At 69.2% G+C, this 17,814-nt stretch carries 17 protein-coding genes and 1 tRNA gene; 12 read left to right on the top strand and 6 right to left on the bottom strand.

The genetic code is table 11. The features are described from left to right. Positions 1–69: 69 nt before the first annotated feature. Complete coding sequence (locus QOL69_RS08790) at positions 70–1,479, bottom strand: phosphoglucomutase/phosphomannomutase family protein (RefSeq protein ID WP_283404225.1); 1,410 nt, start codon at positions 1,477–1,479, stop codon at positions 70–72. Positions 1,480–1,922: 443 nt separating this feature from the next. Between QOL69_RS08790 and QOL69_RS08785 the strand changes: the two genes are divergently transcribed. From QOL69_RS08785 to QOL69_RS08755, 7 genes are all read left to right on the top strand, one after another. After that, a complete protein-coding gene (locus QOL69_RS08785) occupies positions 1,923–2,489 on the top strand; it encodes an NADPH-dependent FMN reductase (protein WP_283402879.1) in 567 nt (188 codons plus the stop codon). Positions 2,490–2,573: 84 nt separating this feature from the next. Next, positions 2,574–3,122 (top strand): Holliday junction resolvase Hjc, encoded by a 549-nt coding sequence (hjc, locus tag QOL69_RS08780; protein WP_321169513.1) that lies wholly within the window; start codon positions 2,574–2,576, stop codon positions 3,120–3,122. An 85-nt stretch (positions 3,123–3,207) separates the two neighbouring features. After that, on the top strand, positions 3,208–4,182 hold the full coding sequence (gene rio1 / locus QOL69_RS08775; RefSeq protein ID WP_283402877.1) for a serine/threonine-protein kinase Rio1: 975 nt from the start codon (positions 3,208–3,210) through the stop codon (positions 4,180–4,182). Between the two features lie 100 nt (positions 4,183–4,282). Continuing rightward, positions 4,283–4,825, top strand: a complete 543-nt coding sequence (locus QOL69_RS08770) for a 16S rRNA 3'-interacting factor aDim2p (RefSeq protein WP_006629113.1) — start codon at positions 4,283–4,285, stop codon at positions 4,823–4,825. 787 nt (positions 4,826–5,612) lie between these two features. Beyond that, a complete protein-coding gene (thsA, locus tag QOL69_RS08765) occupies positions 5,613–7,265 on the top strand; it encodes a thermosome subunit alpha (protein WP_283404224.1) in 1,653 nt (550 codons plus the stop codon). Between the two features lie 312 nt (positions 7,266–7,577). Beyond that, positions 7,578–8,234, top strand: coding sequence for a lactate utilization protein (locus QOL69_RS08760; protein WP_048077696.1), 657 nt, complete (start codon positions 7,578–7,580; stop codon positions 8,232–8,234). Between the two features lie 144 nt (positions 8,235–8,378). After that, positions 8,379–9,203 carry an alpha/beta fold hydrolase gene (locus tag QOL69_RS08755; RefSeq protein WP_283402876.1) on the top strand — a complete coding sequence of 275 codons (825 nt, stop codon included), beginning with the start codon at positions 8,379–8,381 and terminating at the stop codon, positions 9,201–9,203. A 292-nt stretch (positions 9,204–9,495) separates the two neighbouring features. Here the strand turns inward: QOL69_RS08755 and QOL69_RS08750 are convergent. The 3 genes from QOL69_RS08750 to QOL69_RS08740 form a co-directional block, all read right to left on the bottom strand. Continuing rightward, positions 9,496–9,569 (bottom strand) — tRNA-Lys (locus QOL69_RS08750). 68 nt (positions 9,570–9,637) lie between these two features. Continuing rightward, complete coding sequence (locus QOL69_RS08745) at positions 9,638–10,297, bottom strand: DUF7119 family protein (RefSeq protein ID WP_283402875.1); 660 nt, start codon at positions 10,295–10,297, stop codon at positions 9,638–9,640. Between the two features lie 89 nt (positions 10,298–10,386). Continuing rightward, positions 10,387–11,082: an SdpI family protein gene (locus QOL69_RS08740; RefSeq protein ID WP_283402874.1), complete on the bottom strand. Its 696-nt coding sequence runs from the start codon at positions 11,080–11,082 to the stop codon at positions 10,387–10,389. Between the two features lie 275 nt (positions 11,083–11,357). On the opposite strand from QOL69_RS08740, the gene QOL69_RS08735 reads away from it, so the two are divergent. The 3 genes from QOL69_RS08735 (at position 11,358) to QOL69_RS08725 (ending at position 12,954) form a co-directional block, all read left to right on the top strand. Next, complete coding sequence (locus QOL69_RS08735) at positions 11,358–12,290, top strand: tetratricopeptide repeat protein (RefSeq protein WP_283402873.1); 933 nt, start codon at positions 11,358–11,360, stop codon at positions 12,288–12,290. Beyond that, positions 12,291–12,590: a DUF424 domain-containing protein gene (locus QOL69_RS08730; RefSeq protein WP_006629105.1), complete on the top strand. Its 300-nt coding sequence runs from the start codon at positions 12,291–12,293 to the stop codon at positions 12,588–12,590. A gap of 61 nt (positions 12,591–12,651) precedes the next feature. Continuing rightward, the gene (locus QOL69_RS08725) at positions 12,652–12,954 is read left to right on the top strand and encodes a hypothetical protein (RefSeq protein WP_283402872.1); all 303 of its coding nucleotides are present in this window, start codon (positions 12,652–12,654) and stop codon (positions 12,952–12,954) included. Between the two features lie 16 nt (positions 12,955–12,970). Here QOL69_RS08725 and QOL69_RS08720 read toward each other — a convergent pair whose 3' ends face one another. Next, the gene (locus QOL69_RS08720) at positions 12,971–14,080 is read right to left on the bottom strand and encodes a pyridoxal-phosphate-dependent aminotransferase family protein (RefSeq protein WP_283402871.1); all 1,110 of its coding nucleotides are present in this window, start codon (positions 14,078–14,080) and stop codon (positions 12,971–12,973) included. 215 nt (positions 14,081–14,295) lie between these two features. Between QOL69_RS08720 and QOL69_RS08715 the strand changes: the two genes are divergently transcribed. Further along, positions 14,296–16,674 (top strand): amino acid permease, encoded by a 2,379-nt coding sequence (locus QOL69_RS08715; protein WP_283402870.1) that lies wholly within the window; start codon positions 14,296–14,298, stop codon positions 16,672–16,674. 53 nt (positions 16,675–16,727) lie between these two features. On the opposite strand, the gene QOL69_RS08710 is transcribed toward QOL69_RS08715, so the two are convergent. After that, positions 16,728–16,985: a DUF7561 family protein gene (locus tag QOL69_RS08710; RefSeq protein WP_283402869.1), complete on the bottom strand. Its 258-nt coding sequence runs from the start codon at positions 16,983–16,985 to the stop codon at positions 16,728–16,730. Positions 16,986–17,118: 133 nt separating this feature from the next. On the opposite strand from QOL69_RS08710, the gene QOL69_RS08705 reads away from it, so the two are divergent. Next, positions 17,119–17,433 (top strand): RPA12/RPB9/RPC11 RNA polymerase family protein, encoded by a 315-nt coding sequence (locus QOL69_RS08705; protein ID WP_283402868.1) that lies wholly within the window; start codon positions 17,119–17,121, stop codon positions 17,431–17,433. The last annotated feature ends 381 nt before the right edge of the window (positions 17,434–17,814 follow it).

Genomic DNA, 17,814 nt, shown 5'->3' with positions numbered 1-17,814 from the left:
GAACTGAAACTCTCGGCGGCGGGCGATCAGCCCGTCGTTCGGAGCCGCCGGCTTGACCCCGTTCCGGCGTCAGATCAGCGGTTCGACGATCTCGCGGCCCTCGGCGAGCAGCTCCTCGACCGCCTCGTCGCTGTCGGCCTCGGCGTACACCCGCAGCTTCGGCTCGGTGCCGGACGGGCGGACGAGCAGCCACGAGCCGTTCTCTAGGAGGAGCTTGAACCCGTCGAGGGTGACGACTTTCGCCACGGGGGAGCCACAGACGGACTCCGGGATGTGGTCTTCCAGTTCGTCGAGGACGCCCGCCTTGCGGTCGTCGGGGCAGTCGAGCGACACCTTCCCGGCCGCGATGTGCCCGTGCTCGTCGAGCAGGCGGTCGACGCGGGCGTCGAACGGCTCGGCGGCGTGGGTCGCGGCCGCGAGCAGCGCCATCAACACGCCGTCCTTCTCGCGGACGTGCCCGCGGAGGGTGAACCCGCCCGACTCCTCGCCGCCGAACAGCGCGTCGTGTTCGCCCATCGCCTCCGCGACCCACTTGAAGCCGACCGGCGTCTCGTACACCTCCTCGCCGTGCGCCTCCGCGATGCGGTCGACGAGGAACGTCGTCGAGACGGTGCGCACCGCCGGCCCGGAGTCGGATTCGAGGAGGCGGTCGTAGCAGGCCGCGTAGAACAGGTTCGCGTCGAGGACGCCGCGCTCGGGCGTGACGACCGCGATCCGGTCGGCGTCGCCGTCGTTGGCGATCCCGAGGTCCACGTCGCTTTCGGGGTCGGTGACGCGCTCGGCGAGCGCGTCGAGGTGTTCGGCCGAGGGCTCGGGCGAGTCGCCGCCGAAGGTCACGTCGCGCTCGCAGCGCAGGCGGACGACCGCCGCGCCGGCCGATTCGAGCAGCGCGTCGGTGACGCCGCGCCCGCTCCCGTGCATCGCGTCGTACGCGACGGTGAGTCCGTCGAGGTCGACCGCGTCGCCATCGTCGCCCCCGAGGGCCGTCCCGACCACCTCGCGAGCCTTGTCGGCGTGGTCGCTCACGAGGTCGACGCGCGACACCTCGCCGCGCTCGGCTTCGGGCAGGAGGTCGGGCTCGGCGAGGCGGGCCTCGATGTCTTCGGTGACCTCGGGCAGCGCCGGCGCGCCGTCGTCGGGAATGAACTTCACGCCGTTGTACTCGGGCGGGTTGTGAGAGGCGGTGATCATACACGCGCCGGCGAGCCCGCGGGCGACGATGGCGTGGGCGATCACCGGGGTCGGCGCGTCGCGCTCGGGGAGTATCACGTCGAAGCCGTTGCCGGCGAGCACCTCGGCGAGGCTCTCGGCGAACCCCTCCGAGGTCTCGCGGGCGTCGTAGCCGACCGCGACCGGCTCGTCGTGACCCGCCGCCGAAAGGTGGTCGGCGACCGCCTGGCCGACGATCCGGACGCGGTCGTCGGTGAAGGTGTCGAGCGTGGCGCGCCAGCCGTCCGTGCCGAAGGCAATCTGGTTCATGTAGGTGTCGTTGACGGCGAGGCTCATAATGCCCGGTGGCACGACGCGATCATTTTGCGAGAGGTCACAACCGCCTCCGAAGCCTCGGTCACTCGGTACGGCGCAGTCGCTGTCGGCGACACGACCGCCGAAGCCCCAGCCGCGAGGCGGGCGCACACTCGTTGCGCTCCTCGCTCGTTCGCTCCGCTCACTCACTGTGGTGCTTACGTCGTCTGCGCCCGCCTCCCGACTGCCCCTTCGAGCCCCGCCCCGCGACCGCACAGCACAGCCTCACGCCTCCCCAGCCTCGTCAGTCGCCGTCGCTCCGCTCCGGCGACTGACTCCCTCGCGCGTGCTGCTCGGCCGCAAGGCGGCCTCGCAGGCACGCGCCACCGCCACCGCGGTCCGCTGCGCTCGGATTTCAAACCGCCTCCGTTTTTGCTCCCTCGCTCCGAACGCGAGGTATGACACGTATCGCCGCCATCTCCGGCAGCCGCCGGGCGGAGAGCACGACGCGGGCCGCGCTGTCGGTCGCGCTCGACGCCGCGGCCGACGCGGGCGCGGAGACGGACCTGATCGACCTCGGGGCGGTCGACCTCCCCCTGTACCACCCGGACGAGGACGCGCAGGGCGACAGCGAGGCGCTGAAGCGCCGCGTCCGCGAGGCCGACGGCGTGCTGGCTGGAACCCCCGTCTACCGCGGCTCCTACTCGTCGACGTTCAAGAACTTCCACGACTTCTGCGGCTCCGACGAGTACGCGAACACAGCGGTGGGCCTGCTCGCGACCGCGGGCGGCGGCTCCTACGGCGGGACGCTCGAACACCTCCGGTCGACGTTCCGGAACGTCCACGCGTGGACCGTCCCCCACGAGGTCGGGATTCAGGGGGCCTCCTCGGTCGTCGAGACGGGCGGGGTCGGGAGCGGGAGCGACCCGGACGGCGGGCCGCGGATTACGGACGACGACATCCGCCGCCGCACCGAGCGGCTGGGCCGCGTCGTCGTCGAACACGCGAAGCGGCTGCGGGAGTGACGAAATGCCCCGGTCTCGGGGAGAGGCCGGCGACCCGCTGGGCTTTTGCCCGGCTCGCGTCTACGACGCCCATGACCGAACCGGGTGACGACGACCGTGTCCGCTAACCGGAAGGGAGACCGCCGCGAGCGGGAGCTGGTGAACGCCTTGGACGAGTCGGGGTTCGCCGTGATGCGCGCGCCGGCCAGCGGCTCCGCCACGGAGCGCGAACTTCCGGACGTGCTCGCGGGCGACGGCGAGACGTTCTACGCCATCGAGGCGAAATCGAGCGCGGGCGACCCGATCTACCTCACCGGCGAGGAGGTGGAGGCGCTCCTGTTCTTCGCGCGCAACTTCGGCGCGAAGGCTCGGATCGCGGTGCGGTTCGACCGCGAGGACTGGTACTTCTTCCACCCGGGCGACCTGTACACCACCGACGCCGGCTCGTACCGGGTTAAAAAGGAGAAAGCGCTCGCGGAGGGGACCGACTTCCCCGAGTTCGTCGGCGAGACGGAGAAGGTGACGCTCGCGGAGGTGGGCGACGACGGGAGCGACGCGGACGCGAGCGACCCGGAGATCGAGGAGCGCCGGACGATACTGGAGGCGGTCCGCGACGGCCACATGCCCGTCGAGGACGCGATGGACGTGTTGTAACGGCCCGCTCGTCGGCGTTCGGACGCCGTCAGCGGGAGACACAGACCCCCTCGCTTATCCCTCGCGCCGCCGAACTCAGTGACGAATGAGCGAGGACTTCGGCCTGCTCGAACCCGCGGACCAGCCCGGCGACGAGTGGGAACAGCTCGACGTCTCCGACACCGAGGCCGACCGGATCGCCCGGCGGCAGGACCGCGAGTTCGACGAGTTCCGCAAGCGGATCAAAGACACCGAGCAGTTCAAGCTACAGGAGTCGGTGTTCGACGACGCCACGTTGGCGGCCCTTTATAAACTCGTTCAGGACGGGTATATCGACGCCTTCGGCGGGCCGGTGTCGACGGGCAAAGAGGCGAGCGTCTTCGAGGCGCTCGGCGGGCAGGCGGGCGAGCGCCCGGAGCCGGGGTCGGAAGCGGCCGGGGGCGGGCCGGAGGGCGTCACGCCGGAGCGCGAGGTCGCGGTGAAGGTGTACCGGATCAACTCCTCGAACTTCCGGCAGATGCGCGACTACCTCGAAGGCGACCCGCGGTTCGAGGGCATCGCGAGCGACAAGAAGGCGGTCGTGCTGGCGTGGACCCGCAAGGAGTTCGCGAACCTCGAACGCGCCCGGAAGGCGGGCGTTCGCGTCCCCGAACCGATCGCGGTCCAGCGCAACGTCCTCGTGATGGAGCTGGTCGGGCACGCCGAGGAGCGCGCCCGCCGGCTGAGCGAGGTTGACGTGGAGAACCCCGAGACCGCCTACAAGGTCGTCCGCGAGTACATGCGCCGGCTCTACGGCGCGGGGCTGATCCACGGCGACCTCTCGGAGTACAACATGATCATCCACGACGGCGAGCTGGTTATCATCGACCTCGGGCAGGCCGTGACGGTCCATCATCCGAACGCCGGGGAGTTCCTCGACCGCGACTGCGAGAACGTGGCGGCCTTTTTCACGCGACAGGGGATCGACGTCGACCCCGACGACCTCCGCGCGTACGTGACGGAGCCGGACCCCGACCCGAGCGGGGAACCGGAGGGGGAGTCGAGCGGGGACCCCGACCGCGACACCTCCGACGCGGCGTGAGGATCGAAATCCCCGTCAGCGGGCCGCAGCCGCCCGGTACTCACACGCACACCGCCGTCGCCGGAACACAGTTAAAAGGCTCCGCCGGGTACTCTCTGATATGCAACACGTGACGGTTCCGCAGGACCGGATCGGCGTCGTCATCGGCGCTGGTGGCGAGACGATGCGGGAGATCGAAGAGCGGGCGAACGTGCGGCTCGACATCGACTCGGAGTCGGGGAGCGTCGCCATCGAGGAGCGCGACGATCCCGTGGCCGCGATGGTGGCCCCGGACGTGATCAAGGCCATCGGCCGCGGCTTCAAGCCGGAGACGGCGCTGTCGATCCTCGACCACGACCTCCGGACGCTCGACCTGATCGACCTGTCCGAGCACACCCGCAACGACAACGACCTCCAGCGCAAGAAGGGCCGGATCATCGGCGAGAACGGGCGGACGCGCGAGCTGATGGAGGAGCTGTCGGGCGCGAACGTCGTCGTCTACGGGTCGACCGTGGGTGCGGTCGGCCAGCCCGAGGAGCTGGAAGTGGTCCGTCGGGCGGTCGGGATGCTGTTGGACGGGGCTCCGCACGGCGCGGTGTACTCGTACTTGGAGCGCATGTCGAACGAGCTCGACGACGACGTGAGCTTCAACGCGCCGCAGTAAGCGAGATCTGGTCCCGGAGTCGTCGGTACCTCTTTTCGACTAGTTTCTGTGTGTTCCGTAACCGATGATCTCACGGAGCGTACTAACCAGAGTCGGATGTCACGAATACGAAGTAAACAGGAACGCCCCAGAGAGAACGAGAAAAACGCCAAACGCGACTTGAGGCGCAATCGCGAAGAGAAACGATAGGCCAGCAATCATGAGGCCGATTCCGAGAACGATAGGGACCGTTCGACCTTCAAACAATCTTGCGGAGTCGCTCGGTTCCGGGGGACCATCCGTCGCCATACGGCCACACCGACGGGACTATTAAAATAAGTTCGTGAGCAGTACGGGCACCGCCGAAGCCCCAGTCGCGATGTAGGCGGACACTCGCTGTGCTCCTCGTCGCTCACTACGTTCGCTCCTGCGGTGCTTACGTCGTCTCCGCCTGCCTCGTGACTGCCCCTTCGAGTCCCACCCCGCACCGCAACCGCACAGCACCTCAGACCTCCCCAGCCTCGTCAGTCGCCTCCGCTTCGCTCCGGCGACTGACTCCCTCGCGCATGCTGCCTCGCGGCGCTCCGCGCCGCTCGCAGGCACGCGCCACCGCACTACGTTCGTTAGCCAATCCACGTCCCACCACTCGATCTGGCCTTCTATATAAAGGGTTGTGTGAACGTGACTCATACTACCCGATCCTCCCCACCGTGTCGCGGTTTCGCACGAAGCCAACGACAGATTTATATAGAATCACAATCAATCAATGAGTGTAATGTCACAGCGTCAGCGGATGGGCAATCAGCCCATGATCGTGCTTTCCGAAGAGTCGCAGCGTACCTCCGGAAAGGACGCTCAGAACATGAATATCACGGCCGGCAAGGCGGTCGCGGAGTCCGTCCGCACCACGCTCGGTCCGAAAGGGATGGACAAGATGCTCGTCGACTCCGGCGGGTCCGTCGTCGTCACGAACGACGGCGTCACCATCCTGAAGGAGATGGACATCGACCACCCGGCGGCCAACATGATCGTCGAGGTAAGCGAGACGCAGGAGGAGGAGGTCGGCGACGGCACCACCTCCGCGGTCGTGGTCGCCGGTGAGCTCTTAGATCAGGCCGAGGAGCTCCTCGATCAGGACATCCACGCGACGACCCTCGCGCAGGGGTACCGTCAGGCCTCCGAGAAGGCCAAGGAGATCCTCGAAGACGAGGCCATCGAGGTCTCCCCGGACGACCGCGACACGCTCGTCCAGATCGCCGAGACGGCGATGACGGGCAAGGGCGCGGAGAACTCCAAGGAGCTCCTCGCCGAGCTCGTCGTCGACGCCGTCCTCGCGGTTCAGGACGACGACGGCATCGACACGGAGAACGTCTCCGTCGAGAAGGTCGTCGGCAGCTCCATCGACGAGTCCGAGCTCGTCGAGGGCGTCATCGTCGACAAAGAGCGCGTCGACGAGAACATGCCCTTCGCCGTCGAGGACGCCGACGTGGCGCTGTTCGACGGAGCTATCGAGGTCAAGGAGACGGAGATCGACGCCGAGGTCAACGTCACCGACCCCGACCAGCTTCAGCAGTTCCTCGACCAGGAAGAAGAGCAGCTCCGCGAGATGGTCGACCACCTCGTCGACATCGGCGCTGACGTCGTCTTCGTCGGCGACGGCATCGACGACATGGCCCAGCACTACCTCGCGCAGGAGGGCATCCTCGCCGTCCGCCGCGCGAAGTCCGACGACCTCAAGCGCCTCGCCCGCGCGACCGGCGGCCGCGTCGTCTCCAACCTCGACGACATCGAGGCGGACGACCTCGGCTTCGCCGGCTCCGTCGCCCAGAAGGACATCGGCGGCGACGAGCGCATCTTCGTCGAGGACGTCGAAGAGGCGAAGTCCGTCACGCTCATCCTCCGCGGCGGCACCGAACACGTCGTCGACGAGGTCGAGCGCGCAATCGACGACTCGCTCGGTGTCGTCCGCACGACGCTGCTCGACGGCAAGGTCCTGCCCGGCGGCGGCGCGCCCGAGGCCGAGCTGGCGCTGCAGCTCCGCGACTTCGCCGACTCCGTCGGCGGCCGCGAGCAGCTCGCCGTCGAGGCGTTCGCCGACGCCTTAGAAGTTGTCCCGCGCACCCTCGCAGAGAACGCGGGTCTCGACCCCATCGACTCGCTGGTCGACCTCCGCTCCCGCCACGACGGCGGCGAGTTCGGTGCCGGTCTCGACGCCTACACGGGCGACGTGATCGACATGGAGGCCGAGGGCGTCGTGGAGCCGCTCCGCGTCAAGACCCAGGCCATAGAGTCCGCCACCGAGGCGGCCGTCATGATCCTCCGCATCGACGACGTCATCGCGGCCGGCGACCTCAAGGGCGGCGGCTCCGACGACGGCGGCGACGAGGGCGGCCCCGGCGGCGCGCCCGGCGGAATGGGCGGCGGCATGGGCGGCATGGGCGGTATGGGCGGCGCGATGTAAAGTTCGGCGAGAACTCACACGCCCCCTGATTCCGACCGCAGCCGTTTCACCGAACCGCCACCAGACCGACCGTCGCGCGCCCCTTCGGGCCTCGACGACACGCGATTTTTATCGACGACCGACGCCACGACCGAAGAGCCGCCGGCTCGGCGTTCGACGGCGGTGACGTATCCGAATCGACACGACGGTAACACCGGTGTAACCACCCGACACGGGTGTTCGCGAGCCGTTAAGTGTCGTCCGTGCCTCCGATCTATCAACTGGACGGACTCGCCGCAGACGCGCGGCGCGGTCCGTTCGATCCCATTCACAATGTCACAGCAGAAGGCAGACTACGCAGACGACGCGGAGATCGACGCGGAGTTGGACGACATCCCGGACGCGGAGACGGTCGAAGAGACCGTCGCAAATCTGGAGGAGCGCGGCTTCGACGTGATCGTCGTCGACGACGCCGACGAGGCGTTAGAGACGGTGAAATCACAGATCCCCGCGGGGGTCTCCGTGATGAACGGGCACTCGACGACGCTCGAAGAGATCGGGTTCGACGAGTTCCTGAGCGAGGGCGACCACGACTGGGAGAGCCTCCCCGACCGGATCTGGGGCATCGACGACGACGCGGAGCGACAGACCGCGCGCCGCGAGTCGCAGACGGCCGACTACTTCCTCGGCGGGATCAACGCCATCGCGGGGACCGGCGAGCTGGTCGCGGCCGACCTCTCCGGCAGCCGGATCGGGGCGTACCCGTTCGCCGCGGGCAACGTTGTCATCGTCAGCGGGGTCAACAAGATCGTCCCGACGCTCGACGACGCCTTCGACCGCCTCGAATCGGTCGCGTACCCGCTGGAGAACGAACGCGCACAGGAGGCGTACGGCGTCGAGTCCGCCATCGCCAAACAGCTCGTCTACCGACGCGAGACCGAGGAGGGGCGGACGACGCTCGTCCTCGTGCGCGAGCGGCTCGGCTACTGATCCGGCCGACGGCTCGCCGCTCCGACGGCGACACGCTTTCTTTCCCCCGGTTTCGACGCCCGTGAGCGTCGCCGCCACGACGCCGAGACCGAGAGACCGTAACCCGTTTTCGGCCCCTCCGAGAAACGGCGCGTAGGTCCCGCCATGACGCCCCAATCGACGACCCTTCGGACGGACGCGTGTACTCTCCCCGACGGACGCACCCTCTCGTACGCGACCGGCGGCGACCCCGACGGTTTCCCGGTCCTCGTTCACCACGGCACACCGGGGTCGCGGCTGTTCGGGGCGCTGCTGTCGGAGCCCGCCACCGAGGCCGGCGTACGGCTCCTCGTTCCCGACCGCCCGGGATACGGCCGTTCCTCGCCGCCGCCGAGCGAGTGGTCGCCGTCGGACTGGACGGCGGACGCTGCCACGCTCCTCGACGCGGAGTCGGTCGACCGGGCCGGCGCGCTCGGCTTCTCGGGCGGCGGTCCGTTCGCGCTCGCGACCGCGGCCGACGACCGGGTGACCCGCGTCGGGCTGGTCAGCACCGTCGTCCCCCCGGCCGAGAACGCCCTCGCGACGCTCGCCTCGATTCCGTTCGCGCTGCGCGCGACGTTCCGCCTCTCGAAGGCGTTCGCGTCGGTTTCGGGGCCGAACGCGGTCGTCTCCCAGTACACGGACCGATCCGTCACCGACGCGGTCGCCGAGGCGGTCGCGGCCGACTTCCACGAGGCGCTCGACCCCGGCGCGCGCGCCGTCGAACGCGAGAACCGGTCGTTCGCGGACGCGGCGTTCGACCCGGTCCCGTCCGACGTCCCCGTCCGCGCGTGGCACGGCACGAGCGACGAGAACACGCCGCTTCCGCCGGTTCGGTCGCTCGTTCGGGAGCGCGGCGGCACGCTGGAGACCGCCGCGACCGACCACCTCGGGACGCTGCTCGATCACCGGCGGTCGGCGTTGGAGTGGATCGCAGAGACGGCGACGTAGTCGACGGTTCCGCCGCTCGCGGAATCGCTCGCCGCGAGGAGTACGGGCCGGGAGGGCGTGACGGGACTCGAACCGCGGTCGCTCCCGTTCGCTCGCTCCGCTCGCTCACCTCCCGCTCCCTGGTTCGAATCCCGCTGGCGTTTTCACTGCTCCCGTTGGTCGCAGGAAAACGGGCCGGGAGGGATTCGAACTACGCTCAGACGTGCTCGTTCGCTCCGCTCACTGCGCGCGACTGGCCTCTTCGAATCCTCCTTCGAGACCTGTCGCTCGCGGTTGTGCTCGCGACAGGTCACGGGCCGGGAGGGATTCGAACCCCCGACCGTCCGGTTAAAAGCCGGACGCTCTCCCTAACTGAGCTACCGGCCCAGACGATAACAGGTAAGACCAGACCACGGATAAACGTTTAGAACCGTGGCGGCGCGGTCCGCGGGCGGCTACGCGTCGTCGAGGTACGCGTCGACCGCATCGGCGACGATCGCTCCCGGCTCGTCGTTCTCCATGGAGGCGCGGCGACGGAGTTCGACGTAGGTCTCGGCCGGGAGCCGGACCTGGAGCCGCCCGAGTTCGACGCCGGCGTCGCGGACCGCGCTCTCGATGTCGGTCCCGTCGTTGACCGCGGAGGCGATCGCGCGCACCTCTCGAACCGTGAGGTCGCCGTCGATCGCCGCCCACGCCAGCAGGTACCGGTCCTGACCGCCGAGCCGCGCGACGTGCTTCGCGGCGCTCGGCGCGATCCGCCCGTTGGCGACCTGTCGGCGGATCGCCTGCGGGAGGTCGTGGACCCGGGCCCACTTGCGGATGAACGCGACGGAGACGTCGCCGCCCGCCCGCTCGGCCGCCTCCTTGTACGACCCGATGCCGCGGACGAGCGCCGCGCAGGCCGCGGCACCGCGGAGCATGAGGACGTTGTCGTCGTCGCCCACGTCGCCGGCCGCGAACCGGGCCACCGTCTCCGCGGCCTCGGCGACGCTGTCGGGGTCGTTCGGGTCGAACCCCACCGCCTCGGCGGCCCGGTCGCCGGTCACCGCCGGGTCCGACCGGACGACCGGCTCGCCGACGGGGGACCGCCGGTCCGCGCGTGACTCCTCGGTCATACACCTCCCTTCGGGGCCGCGGACATAAACGCCCGGCACCGGGGCGGAACTCGCCGTCGTCTCTCTCTCCTTCGACGCTCGGCGGTCGCTTACTTCGCGGTCCGGCCGGCGGCGTCGGGGTCACTGCCGTCGTCCCCGCGACGCGCGTACAGGACGTACGAGTACGCCGCGGTGACCGCGGCCGTCGCGAGCGCGGGGCCGACGAGGAAGTAGACGGCGTACTCCCCGACGAAGAGGCCGACGACCGCGATCAGGGCCGAGAGCTTGAACAGCCGGCCGCCGAGTGCGTGGGTGCGGTCCCACACGGCGTCGTCGCTGAGCGTCCACGGCGTCCGGATCCCGACGAACCAGTTCGGCTCGACGTGGGGCAAGAGCGTGCCGAGGTAGTAGAACAGCGCGGCCCCGCCCGCTACCGCGAGCGTCGTCACGTCGACCGCGTAGCCGAGATTGACGGCCAGCACCGAGAGGTGGAGGGCGACGAGGAACGCCGTGAGCACGACGACGAACCGGTCGTAGTGGACCCGGAACGCGGCGACGTTCTCCCGGAGGGGATCGATCCGCGGGAGCAGCGCGAACAGGCCGAGCAGCCCGGCCGCGAGCCCCGGAACGAGCCACATCCCGGCCGTCTTCGAGAGCGTGCCGGTCGGCTCGCCGGCGGCGTCCCACGTCGTTACCATTCGGGCGGGGAGGTCGGGCGCGGCGGCAACGCTCGCGGCAGCGCCGACGGCGACGAGGAGGGCCGCCGCGCCGAACCGGAGCCGCGTGGAGAGTCGGGGACCGGTCATCGACCGAACGTCTGCGCGCCGAACTAATAAAAGCATGTCCGCGATACGCCGTCTTGGGGGCTGTACCCCGAAGAAAATCCGGAGCGTCTCGGGCCCTCCCGGAGAGGCCCGTCTGTCGGGTCGCCGTGGCGGGTGCGTTCGTCCGGTCGCCGGGACGGATGCGTCCGGCCGAGTCCTTCCGAGCCACCGCCCGATTTCGGCGTTTTCCGTGGGAATTGCCCCCGAAGGACCCGTGCGACGCAACCCTTACGCGTCGTGACCGCCAACCGAGGGGTATGACTGACGAACGCGACGACGACGGCCACGAGTTCTCCTCGGGGCAGGGCGTCGACGCCGACTACGACGCGTTCACGCTGGACCCGCCGGAGCTCGGCGAGGACCCGAGCCGCGTCGATCCGGTCGACTCCCGGGCGCTGACCGACGAGCTGGACCGCCGGAACATCGGTAGCGAGGACGTCGACGTCGAGCAGTTGGTCGACGTCGGCCTCTCGTACATGGGGATCAACAAGTTCGAGGAGGCGACGGAGACGTTCGAGCGCGCCGCTCGCTTCGCCGACGAGGACTCGCTCGAAGCCCAGGAGGCGTGGGTGAACAAGGGCGCGGCCCACGCCCAGCTTGAGGAGTTCGACCAGGCCGTCGGCGCGTATCAGGAGGCGCTGCGCATCGACGAGGAGTCCGAACACGCCGCGACCGCCGAGACCAACCTCGCGTACGCGCTCTGGGAGTCCGGCCGCAGCGAGCAGGCGCTCGAACACGCCGAGCGCGCCGTCGAGGCCGACCCCCGCTTCGCCGAAGCGTGGTACAACCGCGGCTTCCTGCTGGTCGAGCGCGGCCTCGCCGAGGACGCGGTCAAGTGCTTCGACAACGCGATCCGCCTCGGCTACCGCGACGCGGGCGTCCTAGAGGAGAAGGCGCGGGCGCTCGAAGAGGCCGGCGACCACGAGCAGGCCGAGGAGGTCGCCGACCGCGCCGAGGAGCTCCGCCGCGAGACGGAAGAGCAGCTGATCGAAGAACAGACCGGACAGGCACCCGGTCCGGGCGGGCAGGCCGGTGCGGGCGGTCGCGGCGGGCAAGCCGGTGCGGGCGGACCCGGCGGCCAGCCCGGAGCCGGTGACCGGGGCGGACAGAGCGGCGGCCGCGGCGGGCAGGACGGCGAGGCCGAGGGGCCGGAGCGAGAGCTTCAGGGCGAGGGTCCCGAGGGCTTCTGAATGCTCCTCCGCGAGCGCGAGACCGCCGAGGGACGGCTCGTCTCCGTCTGCGACCCCGATTGTCTCGGCGAGACGTACGAGGACGGTCCCGTCACGCTCACCGTGAGCGAGGAGTTCTACGGCGGCGACGACGCCGTCGAGGCGACCGCCGAGGAGGTCGTCGCGGGCCTCCAGCGCGCGCAGGTCGCGAACATCGTCGGGACCGAGGCGGTCGGCGTCGCCGTCGAGGCCGGCCTCGTCGACGAGGAGACCGTCCTAGAGTTCGAGGAGACGCGGCACGCGCAACTGCTCTGGTTGTAGCGATTTCTCCGGCCCGTCGGGATCCGAACCCGATAAGGGCTCACGCGACGAGGCAAATCCGATGAGACGACTCACGCGGAGCGAACTGGCGTCGCGGGTGGGACCGCGGCCGCCGTCCGACGCCTTCTGGCGTCGCGCGATCGACCGAGGGGAGGCCGCGCTCGGCGTCGGTGCGGACGCCGTCGACGGGAACGACGGAGGCAACGCGAGCGAATCGGACGACGACGACCCGACGGAGCCGCTCGACACGGGCGACATCGTCGACGTCGCCGACCACGCCTTCGTCGTCGCGGGGGTCGATCGAACCGAGACCGGCGGTCGAATCTACCGGATCGAACTTGTCGCCGACCGCGACGGGGACTGACTGCGGGGCGGCCGACTCAGAGGTCCGCCACGTCCTCGATGGCGTCGGTGAGTTCCTTCACGCTCTCGACGGTGTGTTCGCCCATGTGGCCGATCCGGAACGTCTCCTCGCCGATGTCGCCGTAGCCGTTCGAGAAGGCCATGTCGTACTCCTCGCTCACTTCCTCGATGGTCGCGGCCACGTCGATCCCCCGCGTGTTCTCGATACAGGCGACCGTCTGCGACTCGTACCCCGCCTCGGGGAACATCGCGAAGTGCTCGTCGGCCCAGTCGTGGACGTATTCCATCATCTCGCGGTGGCGCTCGTCGCGGGCGCGGTGGCCCTCCGCCAGCATGTGTTTCATCTGCTTGCGGTACGCTAGCATGACCGGGATCGCGGGCGTCGAGTGAGTCTGCCCCTTCCGGTCGTAGTAGTCGATCGTGCGGCGGAAGCCGCCGTACCACGAGGAGTCGCCCTTCTCGGTCTCGCGGTCGTAGGCGTCGTCGCTGACGACGCAGACGGCGAGTCCCGGGGGCATCGCGAACGCCTTCTGGGTGGACGCGAAGATCGCGTCGATGCCGTGGGCGTCGATGTCGACGTAGTCGCCGCCGAGCGAGGAGACGGCGTCGACCGCGAAGTAGGTGTCCGGGTACTCTTTGAGTACGTCGCCGATCTCCTCGATCGGATTGCGGACGCCCGTCGACGACTCGTTCATCACGCCGGCGACCATGTCGTAGTGCACGTCGGCGGACTCGATCGCCTCGCGGACGTCCTCGGGCTTGACGGCCTCGCCCCACTCGTACTCCAGCCGGGTGACGTCCTTGCCGAGCCGCTCGGCGACGTTGGCGTAGCGCTCGCTGAACGCGCCGCAGGTCGGGACGAGGACGTGCTCGTCGACGAGGTTGAGCGTCGTCGCCTCCCAGAACTCCGTGCCGGAGCCGGTGAGGATGACGACCTCGTTGTCGGTGCCGAGGAACTCCTTCGTGTCCTCGACGATGGTGGTGTACAGATCGGTCATCCGGTCCATCCGGTGGCCGAACGTCGATTCCGTCATCGCCTCGATCACGTCCTCGCGGACCTCCGTCGGGCCGGGGATGTACAGCGTCTTGTCGTCGTAGTCGTCGCGGTATTCGCGTTTCTTCGTCACGGGATCCACCTGTTAGATCGTACCGGGACGCGTGAGGGTATGGACCTTGTGTTCCGCTCAAAAGGCGCAATCCGATTCGGCTCGCTCCTCTCGGAGGCGGCCCCGGCTTCCGAAGACGGCGCGGTCGACCGGATCAACCGGGTTTATACGAACAGAGCAGAGAAATGTGGTATGATACACGCCCGGAGAGTCACAACCGCCCGAGGTGGCCCGCCGTGAGCGGAGACGAGGAACTGGCGAAGGACCTCGGGCCGCTCGCGGCGCTCACCATCGGGATCGGGACGATGATCGGCGCGGGCATCTTCGTCCTGCCCGGCACCGCGGTCGCCCGCGCCGGCCCCCTCGCCGCGTTCACGTTCGTCCTCGGCGGCGTGATCGCACTGTTCACCGCGCTGTCCGCCTCCGAACTCGGGACGGCGATGCCGAAGTCCGGCGGTGCGTACTTCTACGTCAACCGCGCGCTCGGCCCGCTGTTCGGGTCGATCGCCGGCTGGGCGAACTGGCTCGGACTCGCCTTCGCCTCCGCGTTCTACATGTACGGCTTCGGCGAGTACGTCAACGCGCTCGTCGGCCTCGATCCGGTCGGGCTCGGTCCCGTCACGCTGGAGGCGGCGCAGGTGATCGGGCTGGCCGGCGCGCTGCTTTTCATCGCGGTCAACTACTTCGGCGCGAAGGAGACCGGCGGCCTCCAGATCGTCATCGTGATGTCGCTTCTGGGCATCCTCGCCGTCTTCACCGTCGTCGGCCTGCTGAACGCCGACATGGACTCGCTGCGGCCGCTCGCGCCCCCGGGCACGACGAGCCAGATCCTCCCGGTGACCGGGATCATCTTCGTCTCGTATCTGGGGTTCGTCCAGATCACGTCGGTCGCGGAAGAGATCAAGGACCCGGGTCGGAACCTCCCGCTCGCGGTCCTCGGCTCGGTCGTGATCGTCACGGTCGTGTACGCGCTGTTCCTGCTGGTGCTGCTCGCGGCGGTGCCGAACGAACTCGTCGCGAACAACGAGACCGCGGTCGTCGACGCCGCCAGACTGCTGTTCGGCAACTACGAGGTGTTCGGCTACTCGCTCGGCGCGGTCGGTGCCGGCATGCTCCTGATCGGCGGGCTGCTCGCGACCGCCTCGTCGGCGAACGCCTCCATCCTCTCGTCGTCGCGGATCAACTTCGCGATGGGCCGCGAGAAGATCGTCACCCCGAAGCTCAACGAGATCCATGAGCGGTTCGGGACGCCCTACAAGTCGATCGCGCTCACCGGGGCGCTCATCATCCTCTTCCTCGTCGCCGGGGGCGTCGAGTCGCTGTCGGCGATGGGCTCCGTGCTCCACCTCATCGTCTACGGCCTGCTCAACATCGCGCTGATCGTGATGCGCGAGTCGGAGGTCGAGGGGTACGACCCCGACTTCGAGGTCCCCCTCTACCCCGCCGTGCCGATAATCGGTGCGCTGTCGTCGTTCGCGCTGATCGTCTACATTGAACCGCGGATCATCGCCATCTCCGGCGGCCTCGTCGCCTTCGCGCTCCTCTGGTATCTGCTGTATGCCCGCGGAAAGGTGGAGGCGCGCGGCGTGTTGGGGACGTGGATCCTCGACCGCTCCGACGACCTGCCGAAGGCCGCCGTGTCGGCCGCCACGTCGGTCCAGCCGAGCGGGGACGACTACCGCGTGATGGTGCCGATCGCGAACCCCCGCACTGAGGAACACCTGATCACGCTCGCGTCGGCCATCGCCAAGCAGCGGAACGGGACCGTCGTCGCGGTCAACATCGCGAACGTGCCCGACCAGACCTCGCTGGAGGCGGCGCGCGACCGCGGCGCACACGAGGCGGCACACAGCCTGCTTGACAAGGCTCGCGACGACGCCGAGACGTTCGGCGTCGACGTCGAGACCCACGTCGTCTTATCGCACCGCGTGTTCGAGGAGGTGTTCGACGCCGCGCGCACCTACGGGGCCGACATGACCGTGATGGGCTGGGGCGAGGACTCCCACGGGGCTCCGGGGCGCGCCGAGTCCGCCATCGACGAGCTGGCGTACTCGCTGCCCTCCGACTTCCTCGTGTTCCGCGACCGCGGGTTCGACCCCTCGCGCATCCTCGTGCCGACGGCCGGCGGTCCGGCCTCGGATCTCTCCGGCGCGGTGGCGAAGATGCTCCAGGTCGAGTTCGACGGCGAGGTCACGCTGCTCCACGTCACCGAGGCGGGCGAGGAGGAGGCGGGCCGCGCGTTCCTCTCCGAGTGGGCCGACGCGCACGACCTCTCGGACGCGACGCTCCGGATCGAGACCGGCGACGTCGAGACCAGCATCGAGCGCGCCGCCCGCGACGCGACGATGCTGATCATCGGGGCGACACAGAAGGGACTGCTCTCGCGGCTGGTGCGGGGGTCGCTCGTGTTGGACGTGCTCGGCGAGGTGAACTGCTCCGTGCTGCTCGCCGAACCGCGGAGCGACCGCGGACTCCTCAACCGGCTGTTCGGGAGCGGCGCGCGGTCGAACGACGTCACCGACGCGACCGCGACGCCCGCCGACACCGGTGTCGAGCCGGAGCCGACGACGCCCGAGGTCGGCGAGGAGTCGGACGAGCGGTCGGGCGAGCACTGACGCGATCGGCGCTTTTCTGAACCGCTTCGGCCGGATTCGGAGACCGCCCCGTGTCAGCCCCAGTGCCAGAAGTGGTTGCCGTCGTCTTCGATCGGATCGGTGCGCTCGCGGAGGTCGGCCACGTCTTCGGCGGTCGGTTCGTGATCGTCCGGGAGCCGCTCCATACAGTCGAAACAGAGGAAGAACTCCGAGCCGTCGGTGAGTTCTAAGGTCAGTCCCTGCGTCGACTCGAATGCGAAGTTCCACAGGTCGCCGATCCCGCCGGCGATCCGCACGGACCGCTCGCAGACGTCGCACGACTCGGAGGCCATACGCGACCTAACGGGTCGGTGCGGTAAGAGGTGTCGGCGTGTGCCCGATCGGACGCCTCCAAGCGGTTGCCGGAACTCCGCCGCGGATCGGAAGTTAACAGGTATATCCGACGGCCGCGTATTTCGACTTCATATGAAGTTCTGTGACGAGTGCGGCTCGATGATGCACACGGACGGCGACAGGTGGGTGTGTCGCTCCTGCGAGAACGAGGAGCCCCGGGACTCGCGGGCGGAAGCGGCGATGGCGACCCGGGACGGACAGCGGGACGACGGCGCGCCCGCCGTGGCCGACGCGACGCAGGACTCCGCCGAGACGGTACAGGAGCCGTGTCCGGCGGCCGACTGTGACAGCGACCGGGCCACCTCCGAGATGATGCCGAAGCCGGGCGGCTCCTACGAGGTCCGGCTGTTCACCTGCGTCGAGTGCGGCCACAAGTGGCGTGAGTGATCAGGGGTGTCGTGTGAAATCGGTCGGATTCCCCGTCGTTCGCTACGAGACGGTTACTGCTACGGACACGACCGCCGAAGCCCCAGCTACTACGAAGCTGACGTTGTGACCGAGACCGCCGAAGCCCCAGCCGGGAGGCGGGCAGACGCTCGCTGTGCTCCTCGTCACTCGCTTCGCTCGTTCCTGCGGTGTCGCCGGCGGCTTTGCCGCCGGCTGCCCGTGGCGCGTAGCGCCACGCTGCTTGCGTCGCCTCTGCCCGCCTCCCGACTGCCCCTTCGAGTCCCACCCCGCACAGCAACCGCACCTCACACCTCCCCAGCCTCGTCGCTGGCGGTCTTCGCTTCGCTCGACCGCCAGCGACTCCCTCGCGCGACGCTCCTC

Origin of the sequence: Halorubrum sp. DM2 (assembly GCF_901686465.1) — an archaeon.
GTDB lineage: Archaea > Halobacteriota > Halobacteria > Halobacteriales > Haloferacaceae > Halorubrum.
Note: the sequence above shows the minus strand (reverse complement) of the source record. Positions and strands in the feature narration are given on the sequence as shown.

Excerpts from the sequence above, each read along its gene's own strand:
- QOL69_RS08770 (WP_006629113.1), top strand. The coding sequence starts at position 4,283 with ATGCAACACGTGACGGTTCCGCAGGACCGGATCGGCGTCGTCATCGGC.
- QOL69_RS08705 (WP_283402868.1), top strand. The coding sequence starts at position 17,119 with ATGAAGTTCTGTGACGAGTGCGGCTCGATGATGCACACGGACGGCGAC.
- QOL69_RS08760 (WP_048077696.1), top strand. The coding sequence starts at position 7,578 with ATGTCACAGCAGAAGGCAGACTACGCAGACGACGCGGAGATCGACGCG.
- QOL69_RS08790 (WP_283404225.1), bottom strand. The coding sequence starts at position 1,479 with ATGAACCAGATTGCCTTCGGCACGGACGGCTGGCGCGCCACGCTCGAC.
- QOL69_RS08785 (WP_283402879.1), top strand. The coding sequence starts at position 1,923 with ATGACACGTATCGCCGCCATCTCCGGCAGCCGCCGGGCGGAGAGCACG.
- QOL69_RS08740 (WP_283402874.1), bottom strand. The coding sequence starts at position 11,082 with ATGACCGGTCCCCGACTCTCCACGCGGCTCCGGTTCGGCGCGGCGGCC.
- QOL69_RS08710 (WP_283402869.1), bottom strand. The coding sequence starts at position 16,985 with ATGGCCTCCGAGTCGTGCGACGTCTGCGAGCGGTCCGTGCGGATCGCC.
- rio1 (WP_283402877.1), top strand. The coding sequence starts at position 3,208 with ATGAGCGAGGACTTCGGCCTGCTCGAACCCGCGGACCAGCCCGGCGAC.
- QOL69_RS08725 (WP_283402872.1), top strand. The coding sequence starts at position 12,652 with ATGAGACGACTCACGCGGAGCGAACTGGCGTCGCGGGTGGGACCGCGG.
- QOL69_RS08755 (WP_283402876.1), top strand. The coding sequence starts at position 8,379 with ATGACGCCCCAATCGACGACCCTTCGGACGGACGCGTGTACTCTCCCC.
- QOL69_RS08730 (WP_006629105.1), top strand. The coding sequence starts at position 12,291 with ATGCTCCTCCGCGAGCGCGAGACCGCCGAGGGACGGCTCGTCTCCGTC.
- thsA (WP_283404224.1), top strand. The coding sequence starts at position 5,613 with ATGATCGTGCTTTCCGAAGAGTCGCAGCGTACCTCCGGAAAGGACGCT.
- QOL69_RS08745 (WP_283402875.1), bottom strand. The coding sequence starts at position 10,297 with ATGACCGAGGAGTCACGCGCGGACCGGCGGTCCCCCGTCGGCGAGCCG.
- QOL69_RS08735 (WP_283402873.1), top strand. The coding sequence starts at position 11,358 with ATGACTGACGAACGCGACGACGACGGCCACGAGTTCTCCTCGGGGCAG.